This window comes from Mechercharimyces mesophilus, assembly GCF_059818345.1.
In genome coordinates this window covers 1,397,624-1,415,578 of the sequence record NZ_JCBAPH010000001.1, presented here as the reverse complement: position 1 = coordinate 1,415,578, position 17,955 = coordinate 1,397,624, and the positions used below count along the sequence as shown (strand labels likewise).

General features: G+C 48.7%; 16 protein-coding genes. 13 read left to right on the top strand and 3 right to left on the bottom strand.

What is annotated here, in order from left to right; genetic code table 11:
* Window positions 1-11 precede the first annotated feature (11 nt).
* The 4 genes from ruvB to AC6RGY_RS06940 all read left to right on the top strand — a co-directional run bounded on the left by ruvB (window position 12) and on the right by AC6RGY_RS06940 (window position 4,148).
* On the top strand, window positions 12-1,010 hold the full coding sequence (gene ruvB, locus AC6RGY_RS06955) for a Holliday junction branch migration DNA helicase RuvB (RefSeq protein ID WP_499861061.1): 999 nt from the start codon (window positions 12-14) through the stop codon (window positions 1,008-1,010).
* On the top strand, window positions 1,007-1,219 hold the full coding sequence (locus AC6RGY_RS06950) for a DUF2905 domain-containing protein (protein ID WP_499861058.1): 213 nt from the start codon (window positions 1,007-1,009) through the stop codon (window positions 1,217-1,219). The genes ruvB and AC6RGY_RS06950 overlap by 4 nt, the downstream gene beginning before the upstream one ends.
* A gap of 231 nt (window positions 1,220-1,450) precedes the next feature.
* On the top strand, window positions 1,451-2,482 hold the full coding sequence (queA, locus tag AC6RGY_RS06945) for a tRNA preQ1(34) S-adenosylmethionine ribosyltransferase-isomerase QueA (protein WP_499861055.1): 1,032 nt from the start codon (window positions 1,451-1,453) through the stop codon (window positions 2,480-2,482).
* A 187-nt stretch (window positions 2,483-2,669) separates the two neighbouring features.
* On the top strand, window positions 2,670-4,148 hold the full coding sequence (locus AC6RGY_RS06940; RefSeq protein ID WP_499861052.1) for an SBBP repeat-containing protein: 1,479 nt from the start codon (window positions 2,670-2,672) through the stop codon (window positions 4,146-4,148).
* A 117-nt stretch (window positions 4,149-4,265) separates the two neighbouring features.
* On the opposite strand, the gene AC6RGY_RS06935 is transcribed toward AC6RGY_RS06940, so the two are convergent.
* Window positions 4,266-5,942, bottom strand: coding sequence for a putative polysaccharide biosynthesis protein (locus AC6RGY_RS06935; protein WP_499861049.1), 1,677 nt, complete (start codon window positions 5,940-5,942; stop codon window positions 4,266-4,268).
* Window positions 5,943-6,121: 179 nt separating this feature from the next.
* Here AC6RGY_RS06935 and AC6RGY_RS06930 point away from each other — a divergent pair, with 179 nt between their 5' ends.
* From AC6RGY_RS06930 to AC6RGY_RS06890, 9 genes are all read left to right on the top strand, one after another.
* Window positions 6,122-7,009, top strand: a complete 888-nt coding sequence (locus tag AC6RGY_RS06930) for a YicC/YloC family endoribonuclease (RefSeq protein WP_499861046.1) — start codon at window positions 6,122-6,124, stop codon at window positions 7,007-7,009.
* A 103-nt stretch (window positions 7,010-7,112) separates the two neighbouring features.
* Window positions 7,113-7,700 (top strand): guanylate kinase, encoded by a 588-nt coding sequence (gene gmk / locus AC6RGY_RS06925; RefSeq protein WP_499861044.1) that lies wholly within the window; start codon window positions 7,113-7,115, stop codon window positions 7,698-7,700.
* Between the two features lie 68 nt (window positions 7,701-7,768).
* Entirely contained in the window at window positions 7,769-7,978 is a 210-nt protein-coding gene (gene rpoZ / locus AC6RGY_RS06920) for a DNA-directed RNA polymerase subunit omega (RefSeq protein ID WP_499861041.1), read from the top strand.
* A gap of 11 nt (window positions 7,979-7,989) precedes the next feature.
* On the top strand, window positions 7,990-9,213 hold the full coding sequence (gene coaBC / locus AC6RGY_RS06915) for a bifunctional phosphopantothenoylcysteine decarboxylase/phosphopantothenate--cysteine ligase CoaBC (RefSeq protein ID WP_499861039.1): 1,224 nt from the start codon (window positions 7,990-7,992) through the stop codon (window positions 9,211-9,213).
* A complete protein-coding gene (priA, locus tag AC6RGY_RS06910) occupies window positions 9,210-11,657 on the top strand; it encodes a primosomal protein N' (protein WP_499861037.1) in 2,448 nt (815 codons plus the stop codon). The genes coaBC and priA overlap by 4 nt, the downstream gene beginning before the upstream one ends.
* Before the next feature lie 20 nt (window positions 11,658-11,677).
* Window positions 11,678-12,151 carry a peptide deformylase gene (def, locus tag AC6RGY_RS06905; protein ID WP_499861033.1) on the top strand — a complete coding sequence of 158 codons (474 nt, stop codon included), beginning with the start codon at window positions 11,678-11,680 and terminating at the stop codon, window positions 12,149-12,151.
* A complete protein-coding gene (gene fmt / locus AC6RGY_RS06900; protein ID WP_499861029.1) occupies window positions 12,144-13,097 on the top strand; it encodes a methionyl-tRNA formyltransferase in 954 nt (317 codons plus the stop codon). The genes def and fmt overlap by 8 nt, the downstream gene beginning before the upstream one ends.
* The gene (gene rsmB / locus AC6RGY_RS06895; RefSeq protein ID WP_499861026.1) at window positions 13,098-14,459 is read left to right on the top strand and encodes a 16S rRNA (cytosine(967)-C(5))-methyltransferase RsmB; all 1,362 of its coding nucleotides are present in this window, start codon (window positions 13,098-13,100) and stop codon (window positions 14,457-14,459) included.
* Window positions 14,460-14,697: 238 nt separating this feature from the next.
* Window positions 14,698-16,722 (top strand): DUF7948 domain-containing protein, encoded by a 2,025-nt coding sequence (locus tag AC6RGY_RS06890; RefSeq protein ID WP_499861025.1) that lies wholly within the window; start codon window positions 14,698-14,700, stop codon window positions 16,720-16,722.
* Window positions 16,723-16,804: 82 nt separating this feature from the next.
* Here AC6RGY_RS06890 and AC6RGY_RS06885 read toward each other — a convergent pair whose 3' ends face one another.
* Both AC6RGY_RS06885 and AC6RGY_RS06880 read right to left on the bottom strand, forming a co-directional pair.
* On the bottom strand, window positions 16,805-17,287 hold the full coding sequence (locus tag AC6RGY_RS06885; RefSeq protein ID WP_499861024.1) for a hypothetical protein: 483 nt from the start codon (window positions 17,285-17,287) through the stop codon (window positions 16,805-16,807).
* Window positions 17,288-17,337: 50 nt separating this feature from the next.
* Window positions 17,338-17,817, bottom strand: coding sequence for a hypothetical protein (locus AC6RGY_RS06880; protein WP_499861023.1), 480 nt, complete (start codon window positions 17,815-17,817; stop codon window positions 17,338-17,340).
* Between the last annotated feature and the right edge of the window lie 138 nt (window positions 17,818-17,955).

The window sequence follows — 17,955 nt, the reverse complement described above, 5'->3', positions numbered from 1 at the left end:
GAGGGATGCAGGTGGATGATCGTGTGATTTCCGCCCAGATGGCAACAGAAGATGAGGCGGTCGAGTACAACTTGCGCCCTCGCTATTTACGAGAATATATTGGGCAAAACAATGTAAAAGAGAATCTGAGTATCTACATAGAAGCGGCGAAAGGGCGCGGAGAAGCACTGGATCATGTGCTCCTCTATGGACCACCAGGACTAGGGAAAACGACGTTATCGTGCATCATCGCCAACGAATTGGGTGTCAATATTCGTACGACCTCGGGTCCAGCGATTGAGCGCGCGGGGGATTTAGCTGCGATTTTGACCAACTTGCAAGAGGGAGAATTGCTTTTTATCGATGAAATCCATCGCCTGACCCGCTCGGTGGAAGAGATTTTATATTCTGCGATGGAAGACTTTGCCCTCGATATTATGATCGGAAAAGGACCGAGCGCCCGCTCCGTACGACTGGATCTCCCTCCTTTTACTTTGGTGGGGGCAACGACGCGCGCGGGCTCTCTTTCTTCCCCACTGCGTGACCGTTTTGGGGTCGTCAGCCGTCTAGAGTATTATAGCCCTGAAGATCTCATCTTGATTGTCCAGCGTGCGGCCGACTTGCTGGGAGTGGGGATCTATGAAGAAGGAGCGACTGAAATCGCTTCGCGGGCACGGGGAACGCCACGTGTCGCCAATCGCCTCCTGAAAAGGGTGCGCGATTTTGTACAGGTACAAGGGGACGGTGTGATTACCGGAGAAGCGGCGCGCGACGCATTGGACCGCATTCAGGTGGATAAACTGGGGTTGGATCAGGTAGACCAGCAGATGTTGCATGCTATTATGGAAAACTACCGAGGTGGCCCCGTTGGTTTAGAAACGATTGCAGCGACGATCGGAGAGGAAGCACATACCATCGAAGACGTATATGAACCCTTTCTTTTGCAGATTGGGTTTCTGCAACGAACCCCACGTGGCCGTCAGTTAACTCAACGTTGCTATGACCATTTTGGATGGGAGCGACCATCATGAACCCGATGGCGAAAATCCTCATCGCGGGAGGAGTCCTTCTTATTGCAGCGGGTATCATTTGGCAAGTGGGCGGTCGCTGGCTTGGGAGGCTCCCGGGGGACATTCTCATCGAGCGAGAGAATGTGAAGGTCTACATCCCCATTGTAACCTCGATCATCATCAGTGTGATTCTTTCGCTCCTCTTTTACTTGGTTAGCTTGTTCCGATAAAGTGGAACGTTTTCTGCTAACCTAGTCGTCTACTTTTTACGATCGACGAAAGGGAACATGAAGCCAAGGAGAAGGTTAGCTTCTAACTTCGTAACTTATAAATGCTGTTTAACCGTAGGACACACGGGGTTCACTTGGCGATCTTGTCAGTAGACTCGGATCCCTTTGAATCCCCCGCTGTTAGGCGAGGAAAGTGTCAAAAACGTATTGGTTGATAGATTGGAGAAGAGAATGGACGTATCTTTATTTGATTTTCATCTTCCTGAAGAACTGATTGCCCAGACTCCGATAGAAGACCGCGCTAGCTCACGGATGCTGGTCCTTCATCGTCAGACGGGAGAATTGGAACACAAGCAATTCCACGATCTGCTTCACTACCTCCAGCCCAATGATGTCCTGGTACTTAATGACTCACGTGTGCGTCCGGCACGCTTGTTGGGAAGTAAGGAGGAGACGGGAGCCAAGATGGAGCTCCTTCTCTTGAAGCCATTGGGAGAAGATCGCTGGGAAGCGTTAGTGAAGCCAGCGAAACGAGTGAAACAGGGGACTGTTATACAATTTGGAGAAGGCGCATTGCGTGCGATTGCGGAAGCACCTGCAGACATGGCTGGCGGTTGGACTTTTCGCCTGCAATATGAAGCGAATAATTTAGAAAAATTATTGGAACAGCTCGGTCAAATGCCTCTTCCCCCCTATATTCGGGAACGACTGGATGAGTCGGAGCGCTACCAAACCGTGTACGCCAAACAAGTGGGGTCCGCTGCGGCACCAACAGCCGGCCTTCACTTCACACCCCACTTATTGAAAGAAATCGAGCACAAGGGTGTGCATATTGCTCCGCTTACTTTGCATGTGGGACTCGGCACTTTTCGACCAGTGACTGCTGAACAAGTGGAGCAACATACCATGCATGCGGAGTATTATGAATTAGGAGAAGAAGCGGCTGAGACGATTCGTGTGGCGAAAGCGGCTGGTGGAAGAGTGATCGCTGTCGGTACCACCTCTGTGCGAACGTTGGAGAGCATCATGCAACAAAAGGGGCAACTAAAGGCGTGTAGTGGGTGGACGGATATCTTCATGTATCCTGGCTATCGCTTTCAAGCAGTGGAGGGAATGGTAACCAACTTTCACTTGCCGCGCTCTACCTTATTAATGCTCATTAGTGCGTTTGCTTCACGTGAGCAAGTAATAGAGGCCTATCAGGAAGCGGTCCGTGAGCGATATCGTTTCTTTAGCTTCGGCGATGCGATGCTCATCTTATAATCAAACACCAAGAAGGAGTTTCTCTATGACTCATGGGGAAGCTCCTTCTGTTATGACTGAACCTTTTCTTTCTTCTCTCATACGCTATAGAAAAAGGGACATCGCTTGATCCACACGCTTTAGAAGGGAGCGTGGGGAGATCCAAGGAAGGCTGGAAAATGCGTGGGTGAAGAAAGAGAGGATTCGTATGCTTCTTTTATACTCTAGCTTCTTAGGAGGAATGGATGCAGAGGATGGACGCGGGATTGTCGTTGATGATGAAGGAAGTGCTTATGTGACGGGAGTGACAGCCTCAGCTAACTTTCCTGTCACCTCGGGTGCCTTTCAGACAGAGAGGGTCGGGTCGCGTGATGTGTTTATTGCCAAAGTGAATGTGACGGGCTCGTCCCTTCTGTATTCCACTTATGTGGGTGGAATAGGGGTGAATGAAGGAAATGCGATTGCTGTTCAATCGACAGGAGAAGTGCTGGTAACGGGGGTGACAGGGTCAACGGATTTTCCTGTGACATCAGGTGTTTTTCAGACACAGTTGGCGGGATCTACGGATGCCTTTGTTACGAAAGTGGACGCGACCGGTTCTTCGGTGCTCTATTCTACTTACCTCGGCGGTGCGGACCCAGATGTAGGTTTGGGGATTGCCGTGGATCAAGCGGGCCAGGCGTATGTAGGTGGGGTGACGGAATCACTCAATTTTCCTGTGACCACGGGTGTGTTTCAGACGGTGCGCCAGGGAGAACGTGCGGGATTTGTGACAAAGGTAAGCACGGATGGAGGGGAGCTCGTTTTCTCCACTTATGTGGGTGGAGGAGGGATAGGGGTGCGTACGGACATCAACGGGATTGCTATCGATGCGGGCGCAACGGCTTATGTGGTGGGGACGACGACTTCAGCCAACTTTCCGGTTACTTCAGGAGCCTTTCAGACGGTCCTACGAGGCATCTCAGATGCTCTTGTCGTTAAGTTGAATCAGACGGCCACTTCCTTGGTGTATGCTACCTATTTAGGTGGGAATGCCACAGAAGAAGGAAATGCGATTTTTGTTGACGTCGATGGCGAGGCGACTGTTGCGGGGACAACCTTTTCTACTGATTTTCCCATTAAAAGAACGGCTTTTCAAACAATCATGAAGGGGGGCTCGGATGCGTTTATTACGAAGGTAAATGAAGAAGGGGGAGGGCTTGTTACTTCCACTTTCTTGGGAGGAAGTAGAGGCGATTTTGGCAACGGGCTAACAATCGACCCTTTCGGTAATGCTTGGGTCACAGGGGAAACAAACTCGACTGATTTTCCAACGACCCCCAATGCATTTTCTCCACAATTTATTGGTGGAGCAGATATTTTTGTGTCACAGCTCAGTTTAACGGGTTCCAACTTGCTCTTTTCTTCCTACTTAGGAGGGTTTGCTTTATCAATAGGTAAAGGAGTAGCGGCTGCACCTACAAGTACTGCGTATATCATTGGGCAAACCAACTCTCCTGACTTCCCTGTCACCCCTGCTGTCTTTCAGTCGGTCATCGGAGGTGGAACCGATGCGATCGTTGCAAAAATCGGTTCTCCTCAAGAGCGAGGCAGAAGGGGAGCGACGGGTCCACCAGGTCCCCGTGGTCCGCGCGGTCCACGCGGGGCAAGAGGAGCGCGGGGTGGAAGAGGAGAGGGAAGTTCGTGAAGCTTATACAAACCTTCTTTTCTTGCAATTGGCCTTCAGAAATTCGTTGCGCTCACAAATCATGCCCCACTTCCAGCCCATCTTGTGGCCAAAGTGGGGCATGATTTTCTGACTTGGTTAGCGCAATCGCAGCAACCGAAGCTGTGTAAAGACTTGTACCAACTTCTGCCCTTTCGGTAACATCAAGAGCTCTTTTTCTCCGAGCGCTCCCGACCGTAGTAAACAGATGAGGTAGACGCCACCCCCTAGGAGGGTTAATCCGATGCTAATCCATGCATAGGCCAGTCGATCAAAGGTTTCAATAGCAAACAGCCATTCTGCGCCGACCAATGAACCGTACAAGAAAATACCCATCACAACGGTACTGAGGAGTGGTTTAACCAGCAACTTGAAAGGAAAAGCGGTGTGCGTCTTCTTGGTTACCATCCAAACATTAAGTAAGCAGATGACGAGATAGGCGCTGATGAGCGCATAAGCGGCACCTTTTAGTCCGAAGAGTGGGATGAGCATAATATTGCCACACACCTTTACCAGCGCACCGATAAAAAGGTGGCGAACAGGCAAGCGATTGTATCCCATTCCTTGTAAGATAGCAGAACTTGAAACGGCCAGGGTACTAAAGAGGGCAGAGACGCCAAAGAGTGCGAGCACCCATGTTCCTTGAGAGAGTGCAGCTTCCGCTGTGATCCCTTCTTGGTTTGAGTGGGCATACATCATGGCATTGATGGGCTGGGCCAGTAGGATAAGACCTGTACACGCAGGGAGACTGACGACGACAGTCATGAGCCAGGCTTGTTTGGTTTTTTGATGGATGGAATCCCATTCGTTTCGTGTCATATGTGTCGAGATGGCTGGGATCAAGGCTAGAGCGAGTGCAGATGAAAAAGTAGCAATTAAATTGATGTAAGGATTCCCCCGACTATAGATTCCAAACAGAATGGTTGCCTGATCTTTGGTATAGTTGGCCCCTTCGAGGAAACGGGGGATGGTCGTTGTATCCAAGAGATGAATAAGGGGGATTACCAAGGTTCCTAGTGAAATCGGGATGGCATATAGGATCATCCGTTTTCCCAAGGATGAAAAGGATTCTTTTGACTGTCGCCGACTGGGCATCGTATCTTCGTTTAGTGGAAGTGAAGGAGATAATGCTTTTTGCTTACGATCTCGTGCAAGATAAAGAAGTACGACAATCAACCCACCGATGGCACCGATTACCGCCCCTAAAGTGGCACTCGCAGCCACTTCTGCATGCGTATTGCCTGCACGTACCAGTAAATAAATGAAGATAAGAGCAGTAAAAACACGTAATATCTGCTCGATGACTTGCGACAATGCCGTGGGAATCATCTGTTGATGACCTTGAAAATATCCACGAATAACGGCCATACCAGGGACAATTAAGAGGGCAAAGGCCAACACCTGAATGGATTGCTTCGTTTCGGGGTTATCAATCATGACGGACGAAATCCAGTCACTACCGAAGTAGAGAAGGGAGAAGCCAAAGAGGCCCGTCATCGATAAGATGACCAGTCCGGTACGCAAAACATGTTGCGCTCCGCGCTGATCTCCATAGGAAAGTTTCTCTGACACAAACTTAGAGACGGTGATCGGAATACCAGCAATCGATACCATCAATAAGATCGAATAGTAAGGAAAAGCTTCCATGTATATTCCCATCACTTTATCTCCAGCCAGGTTCTGAAGAGGAATGGTAAAGATCGTACCGAGAATCTTAGAGAGAAAAGCAGCTGCGCTTAAGATTAATGTGCCTTTAATTAACGTATTTTTACTCATTGTTTCTAACATCCTTCAACTTATATAATGAGAAACCAAAAGATGAACGGTTTTGCAAAAAATGCGCCTCTTCTATTCTAGCAGGTTGTCTCCTTTTACGCATGCATGAATTTACCTGAGTAAGTAGGGGAGGTAGCTGGATAGTGGACAGGAAGGGATGCTTCTTTTAAAATAAAGCCATGGATACTCGAATTGTAAGTATGACAGGATATGGACGTGGAGAATCGGTCGAGGATGGCAGAAGTTATGTGGTGGAAATGCGTTCAGTAAACCATCGTTACTTGGATTTGTCCGTCCGCCTGCCCTCTGGCTGGTTGGCACTAGAAGAGAAAGTGAAAGCTTATCTGAAGGAACGCTTACAGCGTGGACGGGTGGAAGTTTTCGTCTCTACGCACGGAGAGCAAGGGCATAAGCGCAAGGCTGTCATTGAATGGAACGTGGTGCAATCCTTGCAACAACAGCTTCACTTGTTTCCGCAAGGGGAGATGGAAGCGGCAAAACTCACCCCTGCGGAGTGGTTGCAACTCCCGGGTGTATGGACCGTGGAGGAGGAACAGGTGGATCTGGACCTTCATCGAAGACCGCTATTGGAAGCGGTGCAGCAAGCTACTGACGCACTGGTACATATGAGGAAGAGCGAAGGGAAGGCCCTCCAACAAGACCTGGAAAAGCAACTGACGCTACTTGAACATGAAGTGGAAGCGATGGAAAGACGTGTACCGGAAGTCGGATTGGAGTTGCGTGCGCGCTTGCAGAAGAGAATACAGGAGGAGCTCGGGCAACTGGAGGTTCCCACAGAACGATTACTGACGGAGGTGGCGTTATGGGTGGATCGTGCAGATATTAGTGAAGAGCTGACACGCCTTCATAGCCACATCGGTCAATTTAAGCAAAACATAGAGATGAGTAGCCCTGTTGGGCGCCGTCTCGATTTCTTACTACAGGAGATGAACCGCGAAGTGAACACGATCGGGTCCAAGGCGAGTGATGCTCAACTGGGAGCCAAGGTTGTGGAAGCGAAGAGTCTGCTGGAAAAAATGCGAGAACAAGTGCAAAACATCGAGTGAAGAGGTTATAATGGAAAGGCGCGTTAAAATCCACGGTCTAACATAGGGATCTTCTTATATAGAGAGAATGATAGGGATAGATCGTTTTGGTGGAAAGGATTGGTTGTTTTTGCATCAAGAGAAGGAAGGCGTTTTATTTGTACTTTCCGGCCCCTCAGGAGCAGGGAAGGGGACGGTTTGTACAGCATTACGAGAACATCTGCCGGAGCTGACCATTTCCATTTCGGCAACGACTCGTGCCCCGCGTGTAGGAGAAGAAGATGGGGTGAACTACTTTTTTAAGAGTCGGGATCAATTTGAAGAAATGATCCGCAATGATGAGGTCTTGGAATGGGCAGAATATGTTGGGAACTACTATGGAACCCCACGGCGGTTTGTTGAAGAGCGCCTGGCTCAGGGAAAAGATGTGTTACTGGAGATTGAAGTGCAAGGAGCGTTGCAGGTGAAAAAGAAATTTCCAGAGGCGGTCTTTCTCTTTTTGATGCCACCCTCTTTGGATACCCTGCGAGAACGCATTCAAGAACGTGGAACGGAAGATGAAGAAGGGCTGACGCATCGATTGGAAGCGGCGCGAGGTGAGATGAACCACATCCAAGAGTATGATTACGCGGTGGTGAACGATGAAGTAGCCGATGCTTGTAGAAAGATTGAGGCGATTATGATTGCAGAAAGATGCCGCGTCCGACGTTAGAGGATGCGCCCCTCTCTTTTTAATCGTTCTTTTACTATTTGCTAGTAAGAAATGAGGAGGATGAAAAGATGTTGTATCCGTCGATTGACGAACTGATGACCAAAGCAGACAGCAAGTACACCCTGGTATCCTTAGCATCGAAGAGAGCACGCAAATTGTTGGAAGGGGCTACACCAAAGTTGACGCCTCACTCTAACAAATATGTCGGGGTTGCACTCGAAGAGTTGGCTAGTGGTGCGATTGATCCCGTTCTCAACACAGATCCAGATAAAAAATAACAACCTGCAGGTTGTTATTTTTTCTTAATAGAGAGGAAGGAAGTCACATGCGGGGGAAAAAGATTATCGTTGGAATCACTGGTGGCATCGCGGCTTTCAAAACCGCTTCGCTGGTAAGCAAATTAGCACAAGCAGGAGCAGACGTGCACGTGATTATGTCGCGCGCAGCAACACAATTTGTGACACCGCTTACCTTTCAAGCTTTGTCTCATCATGAAGTGTATACGGATATCTTTGATGAGCATAACTCCGATGGTGTGAGCCATATTGATCTGGCAGATGAGGCGGATTTGGTCGTCGTAGCTCCAACAACCGCCCATTTATTAGCCAAAATGGCACATGGCATGGCAGATGATATGCTCTCCACCACGATGTTGGCTACCCGTGCCCCCATTTTGCTTGCACCTGCGATGAATGGCCATATGTATGCCCAGGAGATCGTACAAGAGAATCGGGCAAAAGTGTTGGAGCTAGGCGTGCACTTTATTGAGCCAGCGGAAGGACAATTAGCATGTGGCTATGTGGGCAAAGGGCGAATGGTGGAGCCGGAGGAGATTTTTGAACGCATCCAAACATTCTTTCAAGAGCCAGTGCTTAAAGGGAAACATCTGTTGGTGACGGCAGGACCGACGAGGGAATCGATGGACCCTGTACGCTACTTTACCAACCACTCTTCCGGAAAGATGGGTTATGCGATTGCGCAAGCTGCCCAAGAAGCAGGGGCAGAAGTGACCCTGATTAGTGGTCCAACAGCATTAGAAACGCCGATTGGCGTAAAGCGAGTAGATGTCGTCTCAGCTGAGGAAATGAAAGAGGCGGTCTTCGCCACCTTGCCACAAGTGGATATCGTCGTGAAAGCAGCAGCCGTAGCGGACTACCGTCCCCAACAAACCTATGAGCAAAAAATGAAAAAGCAAAAGGACGAGCTCGTGGTGAAGATGGAGCGGACGCCGGACATTGCCAAGCTGATCGGAGAACGAGAGCAGAAGCCTTTTTTTGTTGGCTTCGCCGCGGAAACGCATCACGTTGCTGACTTTGCTATAGACAAACTGACGCGTAAAAACATGGACTTGATCGTGGCCAATCAGGTGAACATTCCTGATTCTGGATTTGAGTCGGATTATAATACCGTGAATATATATGATCAAACCGGTGAGGTCGCTTCTTTTCCCAAAATGGAGAAAAAGCAAGTGGCTCACGCCTTGATTAAGCTGATCGGTGAGCGGATTTTATGATCGAAGAGTCCTTTATTGCTGCTGTCATGGTGGATGTACCAACCAAGCAAACGGATCGGCCCTTTGACTACCTGATACCAGAAGAGCTTGAGCAAGAAGTTCAAGTGGGAAGCCGGGTCCATGTCCCTTTTGGTCGGCGCCAGTTGCTTGGGTACGTAGTAGGCGTGAATAGTCATTCGACTGTGGATCGTAAAAAACTAAAGCCGATCACCGATGTAATGGATGTGATTCCTCCCCTTACGCCCGAGCTGGTACGGCTTGCACAATGGATGGCGGATGTCTATATCTGTCCCACCATCCTCGCTTTGCATGCGATGGTTCCCGCCGTTCTAAAAGGAAAATATGAGCGTTGGATTCGCCTTCATCCTGCGATGGAGGACAGGGAACTGTGGACGGAGGTAGCTCCTGAAGCGGCCCAGCAATTACTTACTCTCCTTGTGAAGAAGGGAGATTTGCGTGAAAAAGAAGTGCTAGAAAGAGGAGTGACACGTACGCAGCTGCGACAGTGGTCGCAGAAGCAGTGGCTCCTTGTGACAGAGGAAGTGGGCGATCGCATCACGCGCAAAAAAGTGACCTGGGTGAAGCCACAGGTCACCAAAGAGGTTCTGCGAGATGTGTGGGAGAGCACGGCGGCACAGGCTGTAAAGCAAAGGGAAGTGCTGGAGTATTTTATAAAAGAGGAGCAGGAAATTCCCTTATCCGAGCTCATGACAAAACTGACAGCGAGTCGTTCGACTATCACCAGCCTCGTCAAGAAGGAATGGTTGCTACTAGAAGAACGAGAAGAGAAACGAGATCCTTATGAAGGGCGCAGCTTTAAAAGAAGTACGCCTCTTCCACTAACAGAGGAGCAACAACAAGCGTATGAAGCGATTGTTCGCCCTTTGAAGCGGAACACGGAACATACGATACTCCTGCAAGGGGCTACAGGAAGCGGAAAAACGGAAATTTACCTACAAGCGATCGAGACGGCGTTGGAAGCAGGGCGCGAAGCAATCGTGTTGGTACCGGAAATTTCGTTGACGCCACAAATGGTTAGCCGCTTCAAAAGCCGCTTTGGTTCAAGGGTGGCTGTTTTACACAGTGGGTTGTCCAATGGAGAAAGATATGATGAGTGGCGGAAGATCAGGGGAGGAGAGGTCGAGGTGGCGATTGGAGCCCGCTCCGCAATCTTCGCCCCTTTTCAACAGTTGGGTCTTATTATTATTGATGAGGAACATGAGAGCTCTTACAAACAAGAAGAAAGCCCACGTTACCATGCGCGTGAAGTGGCGCGGATACGTGCGCGCGAACATGGAGCCGTCGTGGTGCTAGGAACAGCAACGCCCGCTGTTCCAACCTACTATGATGCGCGGGTGGGGAAGTATGAATGGGTAGAGCTTAAGGAGCGCGTGCACGGGCGTCCTTTCCCGACGGTTCATGTCGTCGACATGAGAGAGGAATTACGTGAGGGCAACCGCTCCATGTTTAGTCAGCCCTTAAGTAAGAAGCTAGAAGCTTGCATCGAGCGAGGAGAGCAAGCGGTCTTGTTTTTGAATAGGCGTGGCTATTCCACTTTTGTGATGTGCCGAGATTGCGGAGAAGTGGTGGAATGTCCTGCGTGCGATATCTCCCTTACCTATCATCATACCAATCAAAGCTTGCGTTGCCATTATTGTGGTTTTGGGATGCGCGTTCCCTCCTCTTGTCCGCAGTGTGAGAGTGAGCACATTCGCTACTTTGGTACCGGAACACAGCGGGTAGAGCAAGAGTTGGCGAAGCGTTTTCCGGGGATGCGTGTCATACGTATGGATGTGGATACTACCAGCCGCAAAGGGTCACATGAACGCTTATTGACACAATTTGGTCGGGGTGAGGCAGATATCTTATTGGGGACACAGATGATTGCGAAAGGTCTCGATTTCCCGCGCGTTACCTTGGTTGGAGTCATTGCTGCGGACACGTTGCTTCGCTTACCCGACTACCAGGCAGCGGAACGAACGTACCAATTGTTGACACAAGTTAGTGGCCGCGCGGGTCGCCATGAAGCACCAGGAGAAGTGGTGGTGCAGACCTATACACCCGATCACTATAGTATCGAGATGGCTTCGCAGTATGAAGTGGAGGCTTTTTATCGAACGGAATGCTTGGCCCGAAAAGCACATGCTTATCCTCCTTTTTGTGGACTATTTACCTTACGATTTAGTCATCCTGATCAACTTCATGTGCTTAAAGTCGGGCAACAAGCGGTGCAAGCGATCTCCAATCAGCTACCCACTCATGTCAAAGTGCTGGGTCCTGTCCCAGCTCCTATTCCACGTATCAAAGAACGGTACCGCATGAATGTGATGATCAAGTGTGAACGAGATGAAAAAGTAGAGCAACAGGTACGAGAACAGTTGCGTATGATGCAACAAGAGTGGGAGGACCCCCAATTACGAGTATGTATCGATTTTCATCATTAAAGTAAAGGAGGGATGCGCTGATGGCGCTCCGTCGTATTGTACAGTATCCAGATCCCATACTAAAGAAGAAATCGAGAGAGGTAACCAAATTTCATGAGCGGCTGCATAAACTCATGGACGACATGGCAGAAACGATGTATGATGCCCCTGGTGTCGGTCTAGCCGCTCCCCAAGTTGCGATATTAAAGCGGGTGATCGTGGTCGATATTGGGGAAGGGCTGATGGAAGCGGTCAATCCAGAACTATACGATCTAGAAGGAGAGCAGTTCTCGCCACCAGAAGGGTGCCTCAGTATTCCGGGTCTTTTGGGAACGGTTCGTCGAGCAGAGCGTTTGACACTTAAGGCACAAGATCGATATGGTAAGCCCTTTGAATTGCAAGCAGATGGGTACCTCGCGCGGGCTATTCAACACGAAGTGGATCACCTTAATGGCGTACTCTTCCTAGACATTGCCGATCATGTATTTAAACCGGAGGAGGGAGAAGATGAGTAGGAAACCACGTATTGTCTTTATGGGCACCCCAACTTTTGCGGTGCCTTCCTTACGCGCATTGGTGGAAGCGGGGTATGATGTTGTGGCGGTCGTTACCCAACCGGATCGTCCCAAAGGGCGAAAAAGAGTTCTGACCCCTCCTCCTATCAAAGAGGAAGCGCTTCATCATGGAATAGATGTTCTGCAACCGGAGAAACTACGTGATCCGGAGGCAGTGGAGGAAGTGTTGGCTTATCGCCCTGACCTGGTGGTGACTGCGGCTTATGGCCAATTATTGCCGAGAAAGCTGTTGGAGTCTCCCACGTATGGATGCATCAATGTTCATGCCTCGTTGCTTCCCAAATATCGTGGAGGAGCACCTATTCACCATGCACTTATCAACGGAGAAGAAGAAACGGGCATTACGATTATGTATATGGTGAAAGCCTTGGATGCAGGGGATATCTTGACGCAAGAAGCGATTGCCATTGAGAGAACAGACCATGTGGGGACGCTTCATGATCGCTTGAGTCAAGTAGGAGCTAAACTGTTGCTCTCCACTTTACCCTCCTTATTGGCGGGAGAATTGACACCGCGCCCGCAGGCGGAAGAAGAGGTTACCTACTCTCCTAATATTCGGCGCGAGGATGAAGAAGTAAACTGGCAGCAAAGTGCGCATGCCATTTACAATCAGATTCGAGGACTCCATCCATGGCCAGTAGCTTTTACCCAATGGCAAGGAAAGCCATTGAAGCTTTGGTGGGCAGAAGTGAACACAAGCGTGGAGAAGTCAAGAGAAGTTCCTGGTACGATCGTCAACGTTGAAGAAGAAGGGGTTCATGTGGCGTGCGGTTCGGGTGTGCTTGTATTAAAAGAAGTCCAACCAGCGGGCAGGAAACGGATGGATATTGCGTCGTTTATCCGCGGGTCCAAGATTGAGTCAGGTGAGAAGCTAGGGGATGAGTAAATGAAGAAAGTAACGAGTGCGCGTGAAGTTGCCCTCGATGTGCTGGTCGGGGTAGAGGAAAAGGGCGCATATAGTAACCTTTTATTAAATGATCGACTGCAAAAAGAAGGCTTGTCTGCTCGTGACCGTGGGCTGGCGACCGAGTTGGTGTATGGGACGATTGGCCGTCTGAATACATTGGATTGGCTCCTTGATCACTATGTGAAAAAAGGAGTTTCATCACTAGAAGGCTGGGTACGTCAACTCTTACGGATGGGGATGTATCAGCTGCACTTTCTGGAGCGTATACCGGATCGAGCAGCAGTAAATGAGACGGTCAACTTGGCGAAGAAGCGGGGTCACAAAGGGATTGCCGGCCTTGTCAATGGCGTACTGCGTGCGTACATACGAAAAAAGCCAGATACGACCCGTCTCGACGATCCACAGACGGTAGCGGACTGGGCGATAGCCACATCGCATCCAGAATGGTTGGTGCGGCGCTTGCAAAAGGTATATGGTGACAAAAAGACAGCGCAGATCCTCACCAGCAACAACCGACCCGCAGCAGTAGGGATTCGTGTCAATACACTTAAAATGGAACGCGATGAGCTACTTCGTCAGCTACAAGAAAGCTATCCCGAAGCAACGATTGCTCCCACTCCTCTTTCCGAGCAGGGCTTAACCTTTTCTGGAGGGGGCAATCCAGCATATAGTCGTTGGTTTGAAGAAGGGTATTGTACCATCCAAAACCCCAGCTCCATGCTGGTTTCAGAACTTCTCGCTCCTACTCCAGGGCAAGTCGGCTGGGATGCCTGTGCTGCTCCGGGAGGCAAGACGACACATATTGCGGAGAAGATGAAAGGGGAAGGGACCCTTTATGCAACCGATCCATACAAACATAAAGTAGGATTGATTAAAAGAAATGCTGCTCGCTTAGGTTTGCAAAACATTGAGGCTTGGCAAGCGGATGCACGCTCACTGCCATCGGGGTTGCCCCAACCATTTGACTTTATTTTGCTGGATGCCCCTTGTTCGGGAATAGGTGTCATTCGGCGTAAGCCGGACTTAAAGTGGCAAAAGAATGGAGAGATTGAAGAGCTGGTTCATTTGCAAAGAGAACTGTTAGAGCAAGCGGCCGAGCGCCTTCGTCCAGGTGGTGTGCTCGTTTATAGTACATGTACGCTTGAGCCTCGTGAAAATGAAGAGCAAGTCGATCGGTTCCTGAAGGAACATCCCTCCTTCGCATTGGATGCACAGTTGGAGGAGAAACTGCCTTCTGTTCTAAAAGTGGAAGAAAACCTTATCCAACCTGGGATGGTACGTATTTTGCCTCATCAGTTTGAGAGCGACGGATTTTTCATTGCACGCATGGTGAAGAAGTAGCACAAAAGAAGAAGGACAGACCCGAGGGCCCGCCCTTCTTCTTCTACTCCACCTATCTAGGAGGAAGGGGAGGGAAGATTTCTCTTCCATCCCGCTTCTTGGTTTCATTATATGCAGGTGCGCCTTCTTTATGTGCATCAGGATAAGAAGAAATTTTTGCTCTTCCCCCAATGGACTTTGTCATAATCATGGCAGACAGACATATTTTACAGCGAAAGCATATGAGGGGGAATAGTGGATGGATGAGCGTTTGCTGGAGCAACTGGGTGTGCCGTTCTCGTTTGTTCCAAATCAGGGACAGAGAAAATCGAATTGTCTTTTTTATTCACTAGGGGAGTTTGCTTCTTCCTTTTCTTTTTATCCAGATGGGGTGCTATTTTCTGTCTTTAAGCCCATTGAGATCGACGACGAGGAAGAAGAAGAGAGCACAGGGATTACCGGGTATTCCGTTAAGCTTTGCTTGGTCGATTGTTCCCCACATGTAAAAGTGGAGGGGAGAAAGGAGAGTGAGGAGCGGTTACACTATTATCGGGGCAGAGATGATAGCAACTGGATTCAGAATGTTCCTACTTATGATGTGATTACCTATCAAGATGTGTGGGATGGCGTCTCAGCGGTCTTCAAACGACAGCAAGAACGATTAAAATACGAGTTTCATGTGGAGCAAGCTGCCTCTACTGCCTCGGTCCGTCTCCGATATGAAGGGGCTGAGCGATTAATGTTAGATGAAAAGGGCAATTTGGAGATTCATACACCCTCTGGTATCTTAGTCGAAGAAAAGCCGATCAGCTTCCAAGAGACAGAGCAGGGGAGAGAGGAGCTACTCACTTCCTTTCAATTATATGACAATATGGAGATCGGTTTTTGTGTAGAGGGTGCAAACGAGGATGCCCCCATCATCATCGATCCGCTTCTCCTTTATTCCAGCTACATTGGTGAAGGGCATGATTCGGAAGGAACGGCGCTTGATCTTGATGGAGAGGGAAATATTTATGTGGGTGGATATGTGAGCCAGTGGGAGATTCCCGATGGTAGCGGTCCGTTTTCCTTAGAAGAAGGAGAACATAAAGATGCGTTTGTCACCAAGCTGAATGAAGAAGGTGTGCGTCAATTTACAGCCTATATGGGAGGAGAAGATGCTAGCTTTGCCAACGGGCTGGTAGCTGATCAGAAAGGAAATACGTATGTGGTAGGACAGACTTACGCTACCCATTTTCCAATGACCGCGGGTGCCTTGAAAAGAGAAACAACAGGGGAGTTTAGTGGTTTCATTACACAAATCGATGCTTCAGGCGCATTGATCTATTCTTCTTATATCGGTGGAGAGGGAGGCACCTACTGCAATGCGGTTACGTTTGATGAATGTAGCAACCTTGTGCTCACTGGCGGAACCGATTGTGAGGATTTTCCTACTACCCAACATGCCGTACAAAGAGAGCTAAGAGGAGAACAGAATGCTTTTATCCTTAAACTAGAAAAAGAAAAGAAAACCCTGCTTTATTCTTCTTTTTTCGGTGGGGAAGGCGTAGATGATGGAAACCAGCTGGTCGTGGATAAAGAAGGGTGTGTTTACTTAACGGGTTCAACCGATTCTGCTGATTTTCCTGTCTCGGCTCGTGCGATTCAGGCAGAATTAAAGGGAGAGTGCAGTGCGTTTGTCGCTAAGTTAGACCCTACCGGTTCGAGAATAGTGTTTGCCACTTTTCTTGGTGGGAGTGAGTCCGATATGGGGCATGCCATTTCCGTAGGGAAAAGTGGGCATGTCTATGTTGTGGGAGAGACGACTTCTACCGATTTCCCTGTTACCAAAGGCGCCTATCGGAAAAAAGGAAAAGGACTTCATCACGCTTTTGTTACCAAGATTCATCGCTCTGGTAGCCACTTTCTCTATTCTACCTTGTTAGGAGGAAGTGCTTCCGATCTGGCTTTCGCTGTACAGGTGGATGCGCTGGGCCATGCGTGGGTAGCGGGAGAAACCTACTCTGTGGACTTTCCAACAACGGCAAGCGCTATGGAAACCCGTCGTACGGGTTACAAGAAGGCTTTTGTCACGCAAATCAACCTGAATGGGACCGATGCTCTCTATTCTACTTACTTGGGGGGGAATGTTGGGGAATCTGCGAACGCTCTTGCCCTGGACGCAGGAGGGCGGGTTTACATTGCTGGTACGACGGAGTCGGAGAATTATCCTGTCGTAGAAGGAGCGTATCAAGAACAGCTATATGGGCAAACGGCAGGGTTTGTAGGTATATTGGGAGAGTAAACAAGGTTATTAGTTGCGGCTATCTTTACCTCATTTTGAAAAAGAACCGACCTGCACAGGTCGGTTCTTCTGCTTTTATTGCTTAGGAGGATGTGATTTTTTGATATTGTCCGATCGTAGTGGAGCCATTTTTGGGTACAAAGACAAGAAACTGCTGGCCGGTGTCAGGTACATCAATGCAGAAGCGCAAAACACTACTTTGATCATCAGCAATTGTTTTGATGGAACCACTGGTTGAGGAATCGAGACTGAGAGGAGCTCGTAGGAAATCCAGCTCTGCCTCATAGGTCACTCCCATATCCACATCAATAAAAGTACCCGCTCCAGATAACACCAAGACATTGCTGCTGGTTTTTGTCGCATTTATCTGGCGATTATTCGCTAGGAAAGCATAGTTTGTTCCTAAAATATTAAAGCTTATAATCAAAGGTCCTCCAACGACTGTTCCGGAAGGAGAAGGAAAGAACAAATCTCCGACGATATTGATCGTAGCGGAATTGCCATTACTACTACCAGAAAACGATGTGGGAGGTGAAAAAAAGCGAGCTCGTAATGTTGTAGTCATAAATCGGTTTCCCACCTTTCTTTGTGGTATGAAACTTCATAAATCAACTGTTAATAAGTTCTGAATAGACCGATATCGGTCGATCCAGCGTTTCTCCGTACATGCACAAGAAAATCTTCCAACGTATCCGGTACAGTAATAAAGAAACGGAAAACACTAACTTCGTCAAGGGCAATTGTTCGCATCACACCGTTGCCAGTTGGATCGATAAGGGGGATGCGTAGAAAATCGAGTGTAGCGTCATTTGCTTCTCCTGTCCCTACATTGATGAGTGTTCCTGATCCGGATAAGACCAAGATATTGTTACTGGTTACTGTTGCAGATAATCCACCATCAGTAGAAAGGAAGTTATAGTTGGTAGTGTTGATTGTAAAGGAAATGACCAGTGGTCCCCCAGTAGGGGTTGAACCAGCAGTAGTATTAAAAAACAAATCTCCAACGACGTTTATATTTACGGCTGTTCCATCCCTTTCGACACCTGAAAATGATGTGGGTGGCGTAAAAAAACGAGCTTCAAACTGGCTAGACATATTTTTCCTCCTTTCTCTATCTAATCTATTATATGAGATTAGTTTTTAATAGTTTCTTAAATTGTATTAAAAGGAAAATACACATCGATCAAGGTATGAGAGTGCATAGGATGGGGCACGGTAAAGTCAGGGTGATAA